This is a genomic window from Mycobacterium sp. D16Q13 (assembly GCF_002013375.1).
Classification (GTDB): Bacteria; Actinomycetota; Actinomycetes; order Mycobacteriales; family Mycobacteriaceae; genus Mycobacterium.
Genome location: NZ_MAEW01000022.1, coordinates 36329 through 53076, shown reverse-complemented (window position 1 = coordinate 53076; position 16748 = coordinate 36329). Strand labels below are relative to the sequence as shown.

The 16748-nt window shown below is 64.7% G+C and carries 15 protein-coding genes and 2 pseudogenes; 9 read left to right on the top strand and 8 right to left on the bottom strand.

Annotation, left to right across the window (positions count from 1 at the left end; genetic code table 11):
* The first annotated feature begins 49 nt into the window (after positions 1–49).
* Positions 50–673 carry a hypothetical protein gene (locus B4400_RS21535; RefSeq protein ID WP_139361526.1) on the top strand — a complete coding sequence of 208 codons (624 nt, stop codon included), beginning with the start codon at positions 50–52 and terminating at the stop codon, positions 671–673.
* A gap of 97 nt (positions 674–770) precedes the next feature.
* Here B4400_RS21535 and B4400_RS21530 read toward each other — a convergent pair whose 3' ends face one another.
* Both B4400_RS21530 and B4400_RS21525 read right to left on the bottom strand, forming a co-directional pair.
* Positions 771–1568: a family 1 encapsulin nanocompartment shell protein gene (locus B4400_RS21530; RefSeq protein WP_078312746.1), complete on the bottom strand. Its 798-nt coding sequence runs from the start codon at positions 1566–1568 to the stop codon at positions 771–773.
* On the bottom strand, positions 1565–2572 hold the full coding sequence (locus tag B4400_RS21525) for a Dyp-type peroxidase (protein ID WP_078312747.1): 1008 nt from the start codon (positions 2570–2572) through the stop codon (positions 1565–1567). Before B4400_RS21525 ends, B4400_RS21530 begins: the two co-directional genes overlap by 4 nt.
* A 42-nt stretch (positions 2573–2614) precedes the next feature.
* Between B4400_RS21525 and B4400_RS21520 the strand changes: the two genes are divergently transcribed.
* Positions 2615–3883, top strand: a complete 1269-nt coding sequence (locus B4400_RS21520; protein WP_078312788.1) for a M18 family aminopeptidase — start codon at positions 2615–2617, stop codon at positions 3881–3883.
* Here B4400_RS21520 and B4400_RS21515 read toward each other — a convergent pair.
* The gene (locus tag B4400_RS21515) at positions 3873–4691 is read right to left on the bottom strand and encodes a maleylpyruvate isomerase family mycothiol-dependent enzyme (protein ID WP_078312787.1); all 819 of its coding nucleotides are present in this window, start codon (positions 4689–4691) and stop codon (positions 3873–3875) included. The genes B4400_RS21520 and B4400_RS21515 overlap by 11 nt on opposite strands.
* A 108-nt stretch (positions 4692–4799) precedes the next feature.
* On the opposite strand from B4400_RS21515, the gene B4400_RS21510 reads away from it, so the two are divergent.
* A complete protein-coding gene (locus B4400_RS21510) occupies positions 4800–5201 on the top strand; it encodes a DoxX family protein (RefSeq protein ID WP_078312748.1) in 402 nt (133 codons plus the stop codon).
* Here the strand turns inward: B4400_RS21510 and B4400_RS21505 are convergent.
* Positions 5198–6247 (bottom strand): annotated as a pseudogene (locus B4400_RS21505) (hypothetical protein); the annotation flags it as partial. The gene B4400_RS21510 and the pseudogene B4400_RS21505 overlap by 4 nt on opposite strands.
* A gap of 107 nt (positions 6248–6354) precedes the next feature.
* Here B4400_RS21505 and purL point away from each other — a divergent pair.
* The 6 genes from purL to purF all read left to right on the top strand — a co-directional run bounded on the left by purL (position 6355) and on the right by purF (position 13846).
* Positions 6355–8640, top strand: a complete 2286-nt coding sequence (purL, locus tag B4400_RS21500) for a phosphoribosylformylglycinamidine synthase subunit PurL (RefSeq protein WP_078312749.1) — start codon at positions 6355–6357, stop codon at positions 8638–8640.
* The gene (locus B4400_RS21495) at positions 8637–10439 is read left to right on the top strand and encodes an alpha/beta hydrolase (protein ID WP_078312750.1); all 1803 of its coding nucleotides are present in this window, start codon (positions 8637–8639) and stop codon (positions 10437–10439) included. The genes purL and B4400_RS21495 overlap by 4 nt, the downstream gene beginning before the upstream one ends.
* Entirely contained in the window at positions 10439–11062 is a 624-nt protein-coding gene (locus B4400_RS21490; protein WP_139361527.1) for an Rv0804 family intramembrane glutamic endopeptidase, read from the top strand. The genes B4400_RS21495 and B4400_RS21490 overlap by 1 nt, the downstream gene beginning before the upstream one ends.
* 67 nt (positions 11063–11129) lie before the next feature.
* A complete protein-coding gene (locus B4400_RS21485) occupies positions 11130–11732 on the top strand; it encodes a hypothetical protein (protein ID WP_078312752.1) in 603 nt (200 codons plus the stop codon).
* 44 nt (positions 11733–11776) lie between these two features.
* Positions 11777–12163: a sterol carrier family protein gene (locus B4400_RS21480; RefSeq protein WP_078312753.1), complete on the top strand. Its 387-nt coding sequence runs from the start codon at positions 11777–11779 to the stop codon at positions 12161–12163.
* 168 nt (positions 12164–12331) lie between these two features.
* On the top strand, positions 12332–13846 hold the full coding sequence (purF, locus tag B4400_RS21475; RefSeq protein ID WP_078312754.1) for an amidophosphoribosyltransferase: 1515 nt from the start codon (positions 12332–12334) through the stop codon (positions 13844–13846).
* Here the strand turns inward: purF and B4400_RS21470 are convergent.
* The 4 genes and pseudogenes from B4400_RS21470 to B4400_RS21460 form a co-directional block, all read right to left on the bottom strand.
* Complete coding sequence (locus B4400_RS21470) at positions 13843–14370, bottom strand: hypothetical protein (protein WP_078312755.1); 528 nt, start codon at positions 14368–14370, stop codon at positions 13843–13845. The genes purF and B4400_RS21470 overlap by 4 nt on opposite strands.
* A gap of 74 nt (positions 14371–14444) precedes the next feature.
* Positions 14445–15458 carry an AraC family transcriptional regulator gene (locus tag B4400_RS21465; protein ID WP_078312756.1) on the bottom strand — a complete coding sequence of 338 codons (1014 nt, stop codon included), beginning with the start codon at positions 15456–15458 and terminating at the stop codon, positions 14445–14447.
* 70 nt (positions 15459–15528) lie between these two features.
* Positions 15529–15606, bottom strand: a pseudogene (locus B4400_RS24500) (MarR family transcriptional regulator); the annotation flags it as partial.
* A 120-nt stretch (positions 15607–15726) separates the two neighbouring features.
* Positions 15727–16698 carry an NAD-dependent epimerase/dehydratase family protein gene (locus tag B4400_RS21460; protein ID WP_078312757.1) on the bottom strand — a complete coding sequence of 324 codons (972 nt, stop codon included), beginning with the start codon at positions 16696–16698 and terminating at the stop codon, positions 15727–15729.
* Between the last annotated feature and the right edge of the window lie 50 nt (positions 16699–16748).

Sequence of the window (16748 nt, the reverse complement as noted above, 5' to 3'; positions counted from 1 at the left end):
CAGCTATGCTCCCACCAACTTAGGGAGGAGCATGTTCATGGGGTGGTCAGTGAGGCGTAAAAGGCGCGGTATGGCGGCGGCCATGTCGATGGTGATCGCGGTCATCGGGTTCGCGAGCCCGGCCAGGGCAGACGGCAGCCTGGCGGACAGGCCGAGCTCACAATTGATGTTGCTGCTTCCCGACGACGCCATCCCCGCGGACTGGAAGGTGGAGAAGGACGATCTCGCCGGCGCAACCAGTAGTGGTGACCAGTTGTGTCACCAGGCCGGCGACGCGAATGGCGCCAAGGTCAACTTTCTGGTTCGTTTGCAAGCGTTGTCGCGCTGTACGGAATTTGTCGATGTTCTTTACGGCAAAGAGAACCCCGGGGCCGACATGATCGCCTGGGCCAAGTCCATCGCGCCCGCGCAGGGGTTCAACACCCTGGAGACGGGCACCGCGTCGGTGCAGGTTTCGTCCGCGCCCGGCCCGAACACCGCGCCGTATCCGTCGGTCACAGTGCTGATGCGGCCGGCCGACATGGACCAGGAGATCCCAGGGCAGCTGGTGACGTGGGTCCGGGTTCGTGGGCTGCTCGTTGTCGTGCGATCGTTCGCGTGGGATGCGGGTGAGGGGCGGGCGAGGCTCGACCAGGTGGTGCACTCGGCGATCGGGAAACTCCAGGCCGTTTGATCTTCCTGTTGCCCACCTTTGAGTGACCAGCAAGACAGCGAATTGCTTTGTCGCTCAAAGATGGGCACACATGAGTGTGTGGAGAGCCCGGGCTTGCCTATGGCAGCAGCGCGACCGACGCCTCGGCGGTGTAGCTCAGGAACGTCAGGGTCTCCTGCAGGTAGAGCTGCACGCTCTCGGCGTCATGGGACAGGTACCCGATGGTGACATCGGTGCCCAGCTGCAGATCGAAGTCCCCGCCGCGGCAGCTCAGCACGAGTGCGCCGTCGATCGCCGGCGCCCAGAGGATCTCCCCGGTGACCAACCGGCGAAGGTGCTCGCGGATGGGGTACCCGCGATCGGAGGCCTCGCTCACCTTGGTGTACTCCTCAGCCGACAACAGCACCGAGTACGGGCCGTCCACACCCGCCAGCCGCAGTTCCGAGAGCGCCTGCGCGACGACGTCGGGGTACTGGCGGACATCGTCGGGCAGCTTGAGTTCGGGATTGGAGCTGGATTCGCGGATACCGACGATCGAGGCGGCGGGATACCCCTCGAAGATCGCGCGGTCCTCGGCGAATGCCAGCTTTTTGGCAGCCTCCTTGACGGGGTCCCAGTCGGAGTCTTGAGAGCCGCGTTCCACATCGTCGATGGCCGACCTGCTGATGGTGAAGGGGACGCGCAGCCGCACAAGCGGCTTACTTTCCCGCAGGTGGGCTTGCACGCCGTCGGCGGGTGCCGCCACATCGAGTAGGTGTCCGGTGCTCACGGCCGCGCTCGAGGGACCGCCCGGCTCGCTGACGTCAACCACCCGGCGTCCGGCGATATGGCGCTTGAAGGTACGGCTGGCCTCGGTTTCGATCTCCGCCCACGCCTCGTCCGTGATGGGTGCGAGTTCGCGATACAGGTTGTTCATGCCGACGTTCCTTTCAGGCTGCCGATGGATAGGGATCCTTGGTATTCAGTGGATTTCGCGGCTACCTGGGTGGGCAGCGGCGGGGGAGTGTCGAGGAAGTCGGCGGACGGCGCGAAGAACAGCCCGCCGGTGACCGCAGTCGAGAAGTCCAGGATGCGGTCGGTGTTCCCCGGCGGATCCCCGACAAACATGTTGTGCAGCATGCGTTCCGTGACATCCGGGGTGCGTGAGTAGGCGATGTAGTACGTCCCGAACTCGGCCTTCCCGAGTTCGCCGAAGGGCATGTTGCGACGCAGGATCTGCAGTTCGTTGCCTTCGTCGTCCTCGATGACGTTCAGGGCCACATGCGAATTCGACGGTTTCACGGCATCGTCGAATTCGATGTCATCGAGTTTGGTGCGGCCGATCACCTTCTCCTGCTCGTCGACGGGCAGCGCGCTCCAGGCGGCCATATCGTGCAGGTACTTCTGGATGTGCACGTAGCTGCCGGCGGCGAAATCGGCATCCTCGGCGCCGACGAGGGCGGCCGAGGCGGCTTCGTCGCCATCGGGATTCTCGGTGCCGTCCACAAAACCCAGCAGGTCCCGGTTGTCGAAGTACTGAAAACCGTGTGTCTCGTCCACCACGGTGATGGCGCCCGCCAGGGCGGTGGTGATACGCGCGGCCAATGCGAAGCAGCGGTCCATGGTGCTCGCGCGGATATGGAACAGCAGGTCACCGGGTGTGGACGGGGCAGTGTGCCGCTCACCACGCACCTCCTGGAACGGCCGCAGCCGGTGGGGGCGCGGACCGGAAAAGAGCCGGTCCCAGGCATCCGATCCGATCGCGGTGACCAGCGATAATCGCCGTGCCGGATCGCGGAATCCGATGGCTTTGGCCAGGCCGGACACATCGGGCAACGCATCGTGAACTGCCTGTTCGGCACCGTCGTCGATGGTCACCACCAAGAAAATGGCCGACGAGGACAGCGGTTCCAGAACAGGCTGTGGCACGGGATCGGTCACGCCTCGACCCTAGACCCAATCCAGTCAGCCATCATGGGAAGCGTGACCGCGACCGCAGCAGGACTGTGCCAATTCATCGACGCCTCGCCGTCGCCGTTTCACGCCGTGGACACGGTGGCGCAGCGCCTCCGTCAGGAAGGCTTCACCGAGCTGTTCGAGGCGCAGCGCTGGCCGGGGCACTCGGGTGACTACTTCACGGTGCGCTCGGGATCGATCGTGGCCTGGCGCGGCGTGGACATGGCAGACGATAACTCCTCCTTCCGGGTGATCGGCGCTCACACCGACAGCCCGAACCTGCGGGTGAAGGCCAATGCCGATCGCGTGCAAGCGGGTTGGCCCATGGTCGCTCTGGAGCCCTATGGCGGAGCGTGGGTGCAGACCTGGCTGGACCGCGATCTGGGGCTATCCGGACGGGTGCTGGTGCGCGATGGGGATACGGTGCGGTCAACGCTGATTCGCATTCAGCAGCCAATCCTGCGGGTGCCAAACCTGGCGATCCACATGGTCAGCGCCGAGGAACGCAAGAAGTGGGTGATCGACCCGCAATGGCATGTGAACTCCGTGTGGAGCGGTGAGCACAGCTTCGACGAATTCATCGCAGAACAGCTGGGGGTCGCCGCGGCCGATATTTTGGGGCGCGATCTGATGGCACATGATCTGACCGCGGCCGCTCTCATCGGCCCCGACGAGAGCCTGGTCAGCGCACCGCGTTTGGACAACCAGGCCAGCTGCTACGCCGGATTGGAAGCATTCCTGGCCGCCGAGTCCAGCTCGACGCTGGTACTGGCGCTCTTCGATCACGAGGAGATCGGTTCTGTCTCTGATCACGGCGCCCACTCGGACCTGTTGTCGACGGTTCTGGAGCGCATCGTGCTGTCCAGCAACGGCACCCGGGAGGATTTCCTGCGGCGTGCGGCCGCCTCGCTGATGGTCTCGGCCGATATGGCGCATGCCACGCACCCCAACTATCCGGATCGGCATGAACCGGGCCACCAGATTGCCGTCAACGCCGGACCGGTGATCAAGATTCACCCGAATGTCCGCTACGCCACCGATGGTCGGGGTGCGGCGTCCTTCGCCCTGGCCTGTGAGCGGGCCGGGGTTCCGGTCCAGCGGTACGAGCATCGCGCGGATATGCAGTGCGGCTCGACCATCGGTCCGTTCGCGGCATCACACACCGGCATCGTCACCGTCGACGTGGGAGCCGCGACGCTGGCCATGCATTCGGTGCGTGAGCTGATGGGCGCGCGTGATGTGCCGATGTATTCCGATGCGCTGCAAGCGTTTCTGGAGCTACCCGCTACATCGTGAAGCGCAGGTTGGTGATGATCTTCCAACCCAGGTCGGGATCGCCGTCGAGCGTGAAGCCATTGCGGTTCGCGCTGGCCCGGCCGCCCAGATGCCGGGCGAATTCGCTGGTGTCGGCGGTAAGCGTCACATGTGGGGTGCCCGAGAGCGCCGACACAATGCGCGCCCGGTCGGGTATTTCGATGTCCACCTTCTGTGCGCCAATCCCGGTGAGTACGAAGCGCACCCGGCTGCCCTGAGGTGCGCCTGCCCGCTTCCCGATGAGGAACGGCAGCGCATTGATCAGCTCGGTGAGCGCGGGCGTCGCCGCCACCGGGTCTGCCGGTGCGGGCAACCCGAGGCTGTCGCGCACGTCCAATTCGTGCATCCAGCAATCGAAATCACGGATCTGCATGAACCGGCCATAGCTTTCCGGTCCCACCGGGGTCACCGTCTCGGCGTTGAACTGGTCCTGGGACAGACCCTCAAGGACTGCCAGGCGCGCGCTGGTCACGGTGCGCAAGTCGTTCAGCACCGCCCCGGGTGGCAGCTTGCGGTAGTAAGTCAACCACCGTTCGTTGAGGACGCCGACGGGATTATGCACGTGCGGAAGAGCGGCGACGGCTTCATCGGTACTGGGGATCGGATCGCCCGACAGCAGACGTTCGGTACTCACCACGTGCGCGATGACGTCCTTGACGGTCCACCCCGGCAGTACGGACGACGCGGCCCATTGCTCATCGGTGAGAGCAGCGCCCAGCTCGTCCAGCGCGGCCCACTCGGCACCCAGAGCGGCGACGACGGGATCTTTGGCGACGATCGTGACGGTCATGGCCACGAGCCTACGAGAGCCGGTGGAGGCCTGAGCGATGAATTTCATCGATTGTGTCGGTCGGTCTCTCTAGAGTTGTTTCATCGGGGATTTCGAGAAAGGAATCTCATGTCCGTCACATCCACATTCAGTGAGAAAACGACGCCGGAGAAGATCGGTATCGCACTGAGCGGCATCATCCTGTTGTTCCTCCTGGGAGACGCCATACCCAAGATCTTCGGCGCGGAGTTCGCCCAGAAGGCCACTGAGCAGCTGGGTTTCCCGCCGTATCAGACCGCCCTCATCGGCTGGGTGCTGTTGGCGTGCACCATCGTGTGGGCCATTCCCCGTACCTCGGTGCTCGGTGCCGTGGGGTTGACGGCCTACCTGGGCGGCGCGGTCACGATCGATATGCACGAGGAGGTGTGGTTCGCGGTGGTCTTCGCGGTCGGCTTCGGACTGCTGATCTGGGCTGCGATGATCCTGCGCCGGCGTGAACTGCTGGAGGTGCTGATCGGGTCAGATCGCTAGGAGCAGGTCTCGAACCACCGGCGAAGCTCGTTCTGCAACGCGGACCCGGTATCGAACTCGGGTGAGCAGCCGCCGACAACGACTGTCAGCGTGTCCTTGCCGTATGTCGCCTCATACTTGACCCGATGCTGATACGCCCTGAGCAGCATCAGCTGGCTCAGTGCTGCGCGTCGCCAATTGGCCTCACCGGCACCCGGGAGCGTGACGGTAACCAATGACTTCTCGTCGCTGGTGCCGGAGTCCCTCACGAGGTTCATCTTGACCGGAGCAATGGCAGAAAGTGCTTCCCAGAGACCTAACTCGGCGTCGGTGGGTAATCCCCGCGAGGTACCGAGTTCCAGATTGCTCACGTTTGCCGGTGTCTGTCCGCCCGTGGCGGTCCATGCTGCCTCGCGCAGGCCCGGGAAGTCAGTGGCGATACGGCGGAAGAGGGACGAGAAGTCTTGTGCGCGGGCTTCTCTCGGCGTGCCATCGGCCGATGGCGGCAACGTCACCGTGATCTGTTTGTGAGACTGGCCGTTCACATGACTGGTCTTCACGCGGATGGCGTTTGCGTAGTGCCCCCGGACGAGCGCCCGCCACTCTTGCCAGTTGGGCACGGGTTCGGCACTTTCCATGTCGGTGGTCTCGGAGATCTCACCGCAGTAGCTGCCCGGCCGAGCGACGGGGGGCGGGCAGTCATTGATGGTCAGCCGGACGTTGACATGTGCGTGGCCGGCCCCGGCTTCCTCTACTCGATGAGTGAAGACCTCCCAGATTGCCGTGAGCTGTTCTGGCGTGATCTCCGGCCGGACGTTGGCGTCCAGATGCACCGTGAACGTGTCATACCAGCCGATTGAGAAGCTGTGAGTGGTGCTCTCCACACCGGGCAGGCCGTTGATCGCTTGGGCGATCGGACGGGACGGGTCGGTGTGGCCTGCCGCGCATCCGCTCGCGGCCAGCAGGGATGAACCCGTCAGGATCCCCACCGCGACCAGCAAAATTGCACGGAGCATCTTCCGAGTATGACGGGCCTGGTCGGCACATGTGGTCCAGCGAGCGCGAGCATGATCGCGAATCCGACCGGGATGATCCCGCCGACCGATATAGCCGTCCTGTACGGCCAATATGGCGCGTAGCGAGGGCAAGGCGGGTTCGACGTTAGAATCTGTTCGTGACTTCACGGGTTGATACGGTCGACAACGCAACAGCCACCCCCGATCACCCGCAGCCCTTCGCTGAATTAGGGCTCAAGGACGACGAGTACGCGCGCATCCGCGAGATCCTCGGTCGCCGTCCCACCGATGCTGAGCTGGCGATGTACTCGGTGATGTGGAGCGAGCACTGCTCGTACAAGTCGTCCAAGGTGCACCTGCGTTACTTCGGGCAGACCACCACCGAGGAGATGCGCTCGGCGATGCTCGCCGGAATCGGCGAGAACGCCGGAGTGGTGGACATCGGCGACGGGTGGGCGGTCACCTTCAAGGTCGAGTCGCATAACCACCCGTCGTACGTCGAGCCCTATCAGGGTGCCGCGACAGGTGTGGGCGGCATTGTTCGCGACATCATGGCCATGGGCGCGCGGCCGATCGCCGTGATGGATCAACTGCGTTTCGGCGCTGCCGATGCCCCAGACACCCGTCGTGTCTTCGACGGCGTGGTGCGCGGTATCGGCGGCTACGGCAACTCGCTGGGGCTGCCGAACATCGGCGGGGAGACGGTGTTCGATGCCTCCTACGCCGGGAATCCTTTGGTGAACGCGCTGTGTGCGGGGGTGTTGCGCAAGGAAGACTTACATCTGGCCTTCGCCTCCGGCGCCGGCAACAAGATCATCCTGTTCGGTGCCCGCACCGGGCTGGACGGCATCGGCGGTGTGTCGGTGCTGGCTTCCGAGACATTCGGCGGCGACGAGGCCGAGGGCGCCTCACGCAAGAAGCTTCCCAGCGTGCAGGTGGGCGACCCGTTCACCGAGAAGGTGCTCATCGAGTGCTGCCTTGAGCTGTACGCCGCGCATCTGGTGGTGGGCATCCAGGACCTCGGCGGTGCCGGTTTGTCCTGTGCCACATCGGAACTGGCCTCGGCCGGGGACGGCGGCATGCACATCGACCTGGACAAGGTGCCGCTGCGCGCGACCGGAATGACTCCGGCAGAGGTGCTCTCCAGTGAGTCCCAGGAGCGCATGTGCGCCGTGGTGACCCCGGAGAACGTGGACGCCTTCATGGCGGTGTGCCGGAAATGGGATGTGCTGGCCACCGTCATCGGCGAGGTCACCGACGGCGACCGGCTGCGGATCACTTGGCATGGCGACACCGTCGTGGATGTGCCGCCGCGCACCGTCGCACACGAGGGCCCCGTCTATCAGCGCCCGGTGGCCCGGCCAGACACGCAGGATGCGTTGATCGCTGACAGCACAGCAGGTTTGGCGCGCCCGGCCACCGGTGACGAGCTACGGCAGACGCTGCTGGACATGATCGGCAGCCCGCACCTGTGCAGCCGTGCCTTCATCACCGAGCAGTACGACAGGTACGTCCGCGGCAACACCGTGCTCGCCGAACACGCCGACTCCGGCGTGATTCGGGTGGACGAGGAAACCGGACGCGGAATCGCCTTGGCCACCGATGCTTCCGGCCGCTACACCGTGCTCGATCCCTACAACGGCGCCCGGTTGGCACTTGCCGAGGCGTACCGCAATGTGGCGGCCTCCGGTGCCACCCCTGTCGCGGTAACCAACTGCCTGAACTTTGGCTCCCCGGAGGACCCGGGTGTCATGTGGCAGTTCTCCGAAGCGGTCCGCGGCCTCGCCGATGGCTGTGTGGAGCTGGGCATTCCGGTCACGGGAGGCAACGTCAGCTTCTACAACCAGACCGGCACCACCCCCATCCTGCCCACTCCGGTGGTTGGCGTACTGGGTGTTATCGACGATGTGAACCGGCGTATCCCGACGGGATTCGGCACCGAGCCCGGCGAAACACTGATCCTGCTGGGTGACACCGCCGATGAATTCGACGGTTCCATCTGGGCGCAGGTGGCACACGATCACCTGGGCGGCACTCCGCCGAAGGTCGACCTCGCCCGCGAGCAGCTGATTGCCCAGGTTCTCACCGCCGCGTCGCGGGACGGGCTGGTGTCCGCCACACACGACTTGTCCGAGGGCGGGCTCATCCAGGCCGTCATCGAGTCGGCGCTGGCCGGTGAAACTGGTTGCCGCATCCTGCTTCCCGAGGGAGCCGACCCCTTTGCGGCGTTGTTCTCCGAGTCCGCCGGGCGGGTGCTGGTCGCCGTACCGCGCACCGAGGAGAGCAGATTCGTGGCGATGTGTGAGGCGCGACAGCTGCCCGCCGTTCGCATCGGCGTTGTCGATCAGGGCTCGGATTCCGTTGAAGTACAGGGACAATTCTCGATCACCTTGGCCGAGCTGCGCGAGATTCACGAAGGTGTGCTGCCCGGATTGTTCGGATGAGCGAGACTCCTGGAGTCCCCGTCACGACAAGCACCGTCGATCCCGATGACTGGATTGGCCGCAGCTGGCTGGCGTTCCAGGAGCTTGAGGAACATCTAGAGCACCGGCACCCCCTGGTGGCCTGGGCGTGGAATCTGCTGCGGCTGGATTTCTGCGGAATAGCGTTCGGCGCCTTGTTTTTCTGCTTGTCGCTGACGCCGTCATTGATGCCGCGTACCTGGCTGTTTCAGGGCCTGATCGGCGGTGCCACCGCGACGATTGGCTACGGCATTGGTGTCGCTGTTTCCAAGCTGGTACTGCGCTTCTGGCTCCGTCACCAGACATGGTGGCCCTTGCGCGACCGGGTGATGGTGACCACCAAGCTCGGAGTGGTGCTGCTGTCGGCGGTGTGCTCGCTGGCGATGATCGTCCCAGCTGCCCGCTGGCAACGACAGATCGCGACCCTCATGGAGACGCAGGGACCATCCACCCTCGAGTACTCCAAGTCTTTCCTTGTTTCGATTGCTTTTGGGGCACTGCTGATCTCGGTGGCCCGAGTGTTGCGAGATCTGGTTCGGCTGCTGGCGCGATTCTTTATTCGCCGCCTGCATCTCAGCCGCGAAGTGTCGCTGCTCATCGGTACCGCCATCGTGGCGGTGTTGACCATCATGCTGTTCAACGGCGTGCTGGTGCGCGGCTTCTTTTCCGCCGCCAACGCCTCGTTTGGTCCGCATAACGACACCACTCGGGCCGGGGTGAAACAGCCCATACAGCCGGAGCGTTCCGGAAGCCCGGCGTCACTGGCCGCCTGGGAAACTCTCGGCTTCGAGGGACGAAACTTTGTCTCCGGTGGTTTGCATGCCGACGAGCTGACCAAGGTGAACGGTCGCCGGGCCAAGGAACCCATTCGGGTGTATGCCGGACTCGAGACCGCCGACACCGCGGAGGAGCGGGCCGACATCCTGGTGCGGGAACTGGAGCGCACCAAGGCCTTCGAGCGCAAGGCGTTGATCATCGTCCCGACCACCGGCACCGGCTGGGTGACGCCCGCTGCCGCGCGCGGTATCGAGCTCATGTACAACGGCGACACCGCGATCGTCGCCACCCAGTACTCGTTCCTGCCCAGCTGGATCTCGTTCCTGGCCGACAAGAAGAAGGCGCTGGCCTCGGGCAGGCTGTTGGTCGACACGGTTCAGAAGCGCTGGGCGCAGCAGCCCCAAGGGCACCGTCCCAAGCTGCTCATCTATGGCGAAAGCTTGGGATCGTTTGCGGGACAAGGGGCATTCGATGGTCTTGGTGATATCCGTACGGCGGGCGTCGACGGCGTGTTGTGGACCGGTCCGCCGAACTTCAGCCAGATCTGGAATGAACTGGTGTCCAAACGGGACCGCGGCACCTTGGAAGCCCTTCCCGTATACGACAGTGGATTCACGGCGCGTTTCGCGATAGGTCCCGATATCGACAAGCTCGCCAGACCACCGTGGCAGAACCCGCGGGTGCTCTTCGTGCAACATCCGTCTGATCCGGTGACGTGGTGGTCCACGGATCTGCTGTTCAGTGAACCGGATTGGCTCAAGGAGGCGCCGGTGGGCGACCGCTCCGCCGCCATGCGCTGGTACCCCATCGTCACTTTCTGGCAGGTGGCGGCCGACCTGGCCAACGCCGTCGGAGTGCCCGACGGGCATGGCCACAACTACGGCATCTCGTCGGTCAACGGCTGGGCGGCCATCGCTCCGCCGGAGGGCTGGACCCCGCAGGACACCGAACGCATCCGGAAGGCTCTCGTCGACACCGCGTCGCTCGACGGCCCCGACACGTGATCGTTCGCGCCCGAGCCTGGGTTCTGGCTGTTGCTCTCGTCGCCTGGCCGTCGCTGTTGGAACGGTTCCCACAGCATTGGCGCCCACTGATCGGGGCGGGCATGAGCACCGCCCTTGCTGCCGTCACGGGGGCACCGCTCGGGCTGCGGCAGCCACAGCTGGGGGCCGGTCTGCGTCTGGGCGGAGTCGCCGCATCGGCCGTCGCCATGGCGGTCGGTGCCTCACCGGTGCTGAAGCCGGTGCGCACGTCGATGCGGGAGCGCGATATCGACCTTCATCCGGCGGCCTGGCTGGGGTTGCACATTCCGGTGGGCACGGTGTGGTCGGAGGAGCTCGCGTTCCGCGGGGTGCTGCAGCCGCTCGCGGTCGAGGCATGCGGCACGAGGCTGGGCGGCGTGTTGCAGGCCGCGGCGTTCGGGCTCGCGCATATCCGGCCCGCTCGCGCCGCGGGAGATCCCGTCCCGGCGACGGTGCTGGTCACTGGCTTGTTCGGCTGGCTGTTGGGCTGGTTGCGCGAGCGGTCAGGCAGTGCGGCGGCGCCAATACTGGCCCATCTGGCCCTCAATGAGGTCGGCGCGCTGGCCGCACTGGCCGTGCAACGGACGAAACGCGGGCCACTGTGACCGTGGATGTAGTGCGGTTTTTCCCCGAAGTCCGGACTCCTGGGTATCGGCTGTAGATAATCGGCGGATGGCCTCGAACTGGAGAAGCAGGGCTGGTGCAGCGCTGGCAGGTATGACGATCGCCGCCGGACTCGCACTGGCGGCACCCGCCGGCGCAGACCCCGGGCAGGGCGCCTCGCTGCCGGTGTTTGTTCCGTACCCCTCGGACTGGTCGCCGGACACCTCGGTCTTCCCGTTCAATATGTGGCAGAACCGGGCGACCGACGAGCAGTTCACCGCCCTGCGCGAATCCTGCCAATGGTTCAACGCCCAGTACGACACCTTGATGGCGTCGGTATACGGATTCCAGAACTATCTGCGCGATCACCGCGACGTCTGGGCCGCCTCGGGATCGGACACCGTTGGCAATGTGGTAACCGCGAACCTGGATCAGTCGGCCGGATTCCTGGATCCGCGGGTGCACACCCTCTACATCACCAATTACCCGGATCAGAGCCAGTACTCGCCGCTCTACAACGGCGACTCCTTCTATCACCTGTGGTTCCAGTTCACCCAGATCAGCGACAAGATGAAGCAGCAGCTGCCGTCCGGCGTCATCAACGCCAACATCGCCACCGCCACCGTCTACGGCAACACCATCCGAGACTCTGGAATCTGCAACGGGGCGTAGGTTCCTGGGCCGGGCCCCGGCCTGCCCCGGATAGGCTGGAGGCCATGCCAGCGCGTGCACCGGATGCTGCCTCGACCAGGGCGGCCGTACTCGCGGTGGCCGACTGGCTGCGCGACCCGCAGGTGCCCGAACCGGCGCGTGCGGTCCTCGCTGACGCGGTTCGGTTCACTGCCCGCACGCTGGCCGCGGATGCTCCGGGTGCCTCGGTAGAGGTGCGGGTTCCGCCGTTCGTTGCGGTGCAATGCATCTCGGGTCCCCGCCACACCCGGGGAACCCCACCCAACGTTGTGGAGACGACCCCACGGACCTGGCTGCTGCTGGCGACGGGGCTGTTGACGCTGGATCGGGCCACCGCCGATCGGTCCGCCACCGCGTCCGGATCACGTGCTGCCGAGATCGCCGACTGGCTGCCGTTGGTACCGCTGGGCTAGCGCAAGGCGGGCGTCACGATGCCGACGCTGCAGTGGCCTCGGTCACTTTCATGGCGGCACCGACGGGCCGTTTTACGGGGATCGGCCAGCCGATTCTGCGTTCAGCAACCTTCCCCGTAAACTGGACTAGTCACCACCCCACGCAGGACTCAGCCAGGGAGCCGCACCGTGACCGCACAGCCGATCGAGCTGGAAAACGACCCTCGCGAAGAATGCGGCGTATTCGGGGTCTGGGCCCCCGGCGAAGAGGTGGCAAAACTCACTTACTACGGCCTGTACGCGCTGCAGCACCGCGGCCAGGAGGCCGCCGGTATCGCCGTCGCGGACGGCTCGCAGGTGGTGGTGTTCAAGGACCTCGGCCTGGTCAGCCAGGTATTCGACGAGCAGACCCTCGCCGCCATGCGAGGACATGTGGCGGTCGGGCACTGCCGTTATTCCACCACCGGTTCGGTGACCTGGGAGAACGCTCAACCGGTGTTCCGCACCACCGCCGCGGGTACTGGAATCGCGTTGGGACATAACGGGAACCTGGTCAACACCGCCGAGCTCACCACGCGTGCGCGCGATGCGGGCCTAATCAACTCGAAGACCCCGGGTTTGGCCACCACCGATTCGGACATCATGGGCGCGCTGCTGGCCCACGGGGCTGCGGACGCCACCATTGAGCAAGCGGCCATGTCGCTGTTGCCCACTGTTCGCGGCGCGTTCTGCCTGGTCTTCATGGACGAGAACACGCTGTACGCGGCACGCGATCCGTACGGGGTCAGGCCGCTGTGCCTGGGCCGCCTCGACACCGGCTGGGTGGTCGCCTCCGAAACCGCGGCCCTGGACATCGTGGGCGCCTCATTCGTCCGGGATATCGAGCCGGGCGAGCTGCTCGCCATCGACGCCGACGGGGTGCGCTCCAGCCGGTTCGCCAACGCGACGCCCAAGACTTGTGTCTTCGAGTACGTGTATCTGGCCCGGCCCGACAGCATGCTCGACGGCCGCTCTGTGCACTCGACCCGCGTCGATATCGGGCGCCGGCTGGCTGCCGAACACTCGGTGGACGCCGACCTGGTGATCGGTGTGCCCGAGTCCGGTATCCCGGCGGCCGTCGGATACGCACAAGGCTCGGGCATCCCGTACGGACAGGGACTGATGAAGAACGCCTACGTGGGCCGCACCTTCATTCAGCCGTCGCAGACCATCCGTCAGCTCGGTATCCGCTTGAAGCTCAACCCGCTTCGTGAGGTCATCCGCGGCAAGCGGCTTGTGGTAGTGGATGATTCGATTGTCCGCGGCAATACGCAACGGGCCTTGGTGCGGATGCTGCGCGAGGCCGGGGCGGCCGAGGTGCATGTGCGCATTGCCTCCCCGCCGGTGCGCTGGCCATGCTTCTACGGCATCGATTTCGCTTCTCCGGCAGAGCTTATCGCCAACGCGGTGGAATCGGACGACGAGATGCTCGATGGCGTCCGTACCGCTATTGGTGCCGATAGCCTCGGTTACATCTCGGCCGAAGGAATGGTCGCGGCCACCACGGAGCCCCGTTCGCGGTTGTGCTGCGCGTGCTTCGACGGCAATTACCCGATCGAGCTGCCCAAGGAAATGGCGCTCGGCAAGAACGTGGTCGAGAACATGCTCGCGGCGACCGTGCGGGAGACATCAAGCGACAGTGCGGATTCCGTTCAGGCGCGTTAAGTCTCGCGTCCCCGCGGCGGGTATTCCTCGACGACGGTGACGTCCCGAAGTATCTCGGAGCTCCTCTTGATGAGCTCGACCTGGGTGTCGATCATGCCGTCGAGTGCCGTCATGAAGGAATGTTGAAGGTCTCCGGTCAAGATCACTTCGTCGATCAGCACGAACAGCTCTGCCCTGACCGACGGCGTCTGTTCGTAGACGTTGAGCACGACGGTGGCGGTCGCGCCCTGTAGACCCTTCGACGTTATCTGGTAGCGGCCCCTGCGGGCAGCGAGAAGTTGTGCCGTGTGGGTGATTTCGACGATTACCCATTCAATGGGCGTCATGAGACCGGCGATTCCGGCCTGCGTGGTGAATTCGTCTCCGACGGCGAAGTCACTGAGCCGACGAGCCTGATCGGCGAAGGCCAGGGGTGCGTGATTGCCGGGTTCGATGTCGTTGGCCGATGGCAGTTCGAAGCTGGCGACCGAAGAAATTTCCTCAAGGCTCCGAGAGAACTCGAAACGCCGTTCAACCGATAGCAAACTTCCCCCCTCGGATTTCCCTGGCCCGAGGTTATGTGATGGAGCGGAAGCGTGCGATGACCGAATTGGGCGAATTACTTGACCGAACGTGCGCCGTTTCGGTACTGGGCCGGGGAAGCGCCCGTCCAGCGCCGGAAGGCGCGAGTAAAGGCGCTCAACTCCGAAAAGCCAAGGCGGATCGACAGATCGCTCAGAGATTCCGTTCCGCCCTCCAGGCTTCTGATGGCCTCAATGCGCAGCGCGGTATCTCTGATCTCTCGCACCGAGGTGCCGAACTCGCTTCGGAGTGAACGCTGGAGCGCAGAGGGCGTCATGTTCAGCGCCGCCGCGATGTCGCCGACGCTGGGAATCCCCTGCCCGATACTCGATGCGACGATTCGCTCGACACGCTCGGGTAGCTGCTGGTGGTAATCGCGGACGTTGAACCAGAGCTGCTCCGGGTGCTCGAGGAGAGACGTGATCTCTTCCTCGGTACGCAGAATTGGAACATCGAGGAGTTCGGAGCCCAGAATTATTGCGGCCGAACCACTACCGAATTCGACCGGAGCCTTGAGGAGGTTGCTGCGATCGGATCGTCCCGCCGGGTGTGCCTGGGGGAGAAGAATGCGTTCCACACAGATGGGCCGCATGATCAACCAGCTCCAGATTTGGACGATGAGCGATAGGGCCCATTCCGTGACCGTGGCGTCGTGCAATCTGAGCGTCGATGCGTCCACCGCCACGGTCGTGAGATCGCCAGATCTGGCCACCGTCATATTCGGTATCAGCGGCATGGCCTCGCGGAACACTGCCCAGCGGGCAAAAGCGGCACCGGCTGTCTGCGATGTCGCGAGGCTGAACATCAGGATCTGCAGCGTCTCGGTCGGGATCGGTTCCGGGCTAATGCCAAAGGACAAGTCCCCCGTGCGGGCGAGGATTTCGCGTGCCATGGCGCGAAGCTGTTCGGGGCTGAGCACCGCGGGCTCACCGGCGAGGAAGCGAGGTGAAACCTGGACATCCATCAGCATTTTGGCCGCGTCCATGCCCTGCTGCTGTGCCAATTCCGCCACCAGAGTGCCCCATCGCGGCGGGATAGACAGCTGCTCCACGTCACCTCCTGAATCAAGATCCAAGAGGTGATCTTGGTATAGATTGTTGCCAGTTTCAACTACCCCGGTACTACGGCACGTCAATTCCATGCGCGCGCAGGGCCTCTGCCACCTTAGTCAGTAGGCGTAGCAGCTCGGTCTGTTCCCTGACGGGAGATCGGACCTTCCCGGTGCCGAAGTGTTGCTGCTCGGCCTCGCCTCGCCGGGCGGGGCCAGGGAATTCGCAGAGAACGCTCGGCGTGAACCTGGCAACGCCGTGATGGTGGGGTTAAAGTCGGCCTGATCCGACGAAGAAGTCGACAAGTTCGGTGACCGTCGTCTCGATCGGGCGTGGCTCGTAGCCCAACTCGGTGCGTGCCTTGGTGATGTCCGCGGTGGGCGATACGGTCAGTTTGTTGAATGCGGCGCGGCTCAGTGCGTCGTTCTTCAGCAGCTTCCCGATGGGTTCGATGACCGGAACCGCAGCGTTGAGCAGACCCATCGGCAGCGTGAACAGCGGGCCGCGCTTGCCTACATGCCGTGCGGCCAGACGGCACACCTGTAACAGGCTGCCCATGTGTCCACCGAGTAGGTAGTTCTCGCCCGTGCGCCCCTTCTCGCCGGCCAGGTACAGCCCGGCCGCGACGTCGCGCGCGTCGACCAGGTCGTACTTGCTGTTCACCATGGCGGGTAGGCGCCCACGCGCACTGTCGAACAACAGCTGGTTGATGCGAGACAGGTTGGGTAGGTCCACCGGGCCGTAGACGCCGGTGGGATTGCCGATGACGGCGTCCAGCCCGGACTCGATGACCTCGCGCACCGCTACCTCGCCACCCCACTTGGAGCGCTGGTAAACGGGTAGGTCGGCACTCGTCGAGCGTGGCGAGTTCTCGTCCAGAGTGGCCACGCTGTTGGAGTAGGAGTCGATAGAGCTGCAATGCACCATGCGGCGGGCGCCGACGGCGAGAGCCGCCTGCGCGACGGTGCGCGCGCCCTCGGTGTTGATGCGCCAGCACAGCTCGTCTTCGTGCTTGAGGGTGATGACGGCCACCAGGTGGTAGACGACCTCGACGCCTTCGAGGGCCTTCGTCATCGCGCCCAGGTCGAGAACATCGCCGGACACCCAGGTCACGGCCTCGCGAGTCTCCGGTGCGCTGGGTACCGCGCGGTCGATGGCGACCACTTCATGCCCGTGCTCCACCAGGAGATTGACTAGGTTGGTACCAATGAAGCCGGCGGCTCCGGTGACGGCAGTCTTCATTCTTTGTCCCTTGTGTGGCTCGGGTGTCATGACCGCCGGGCGCTGGCGCG

Excerpts from the sequence above, each read along its gene's own strand:
- B4400_RS21530 (WP_078312746.1), bottom strand. The coding sequence starts at position 1,568 with ATGAACAACCTGTATCGCGAACTCGCACCCATCACGGACGAGGCGTGG.
- B4400_RS21515 (WP_078312787.1), bottom strand. The coding sequence starts at position 4,691 with ATGACCGTCACGATCGTCGCCAAAGATCCCGTCGTCGCCGCTCTGGGT.
- B4400_RS21510 (WP_078312748.1), top strand. The coding sequence starts at position 4,800 with ATGTCCGTCACATCCACATTCAGTGAGAAAACGACGCCGGAGAAGATC.
- B4400_RS21495 (WP_078312750.1), top strand. The coding sequence starts at position 8,637 with ATGAGCGAGACTCCTGGAGTCCCCGTCACGACAAGCACCGTCGATCCC.
- B4400_RS21485 (WP_078312752.1), top strand. The coding sequence starts at position 11,130 with ATGGCCTCGAACTGGAGAAGCAGGGCTGGTGCAGCGCTGGCAGGTATG.
- B4400_RS21480 (WP_078312753.1), top strand. The coding sequence starts at position 11,777 with ATGCCAGCGCGTGCACCGGATGCTGCCTCGACCAGGGCGGCCGTACTC.
- B4400_RS21460 (WP_078312757.1), bottom strand. The coding sequence starts at position 16,698 with ATGAAGACTGCCGTCACCGGAGCCGCCGGCTTCATTGGTACCAACCTA.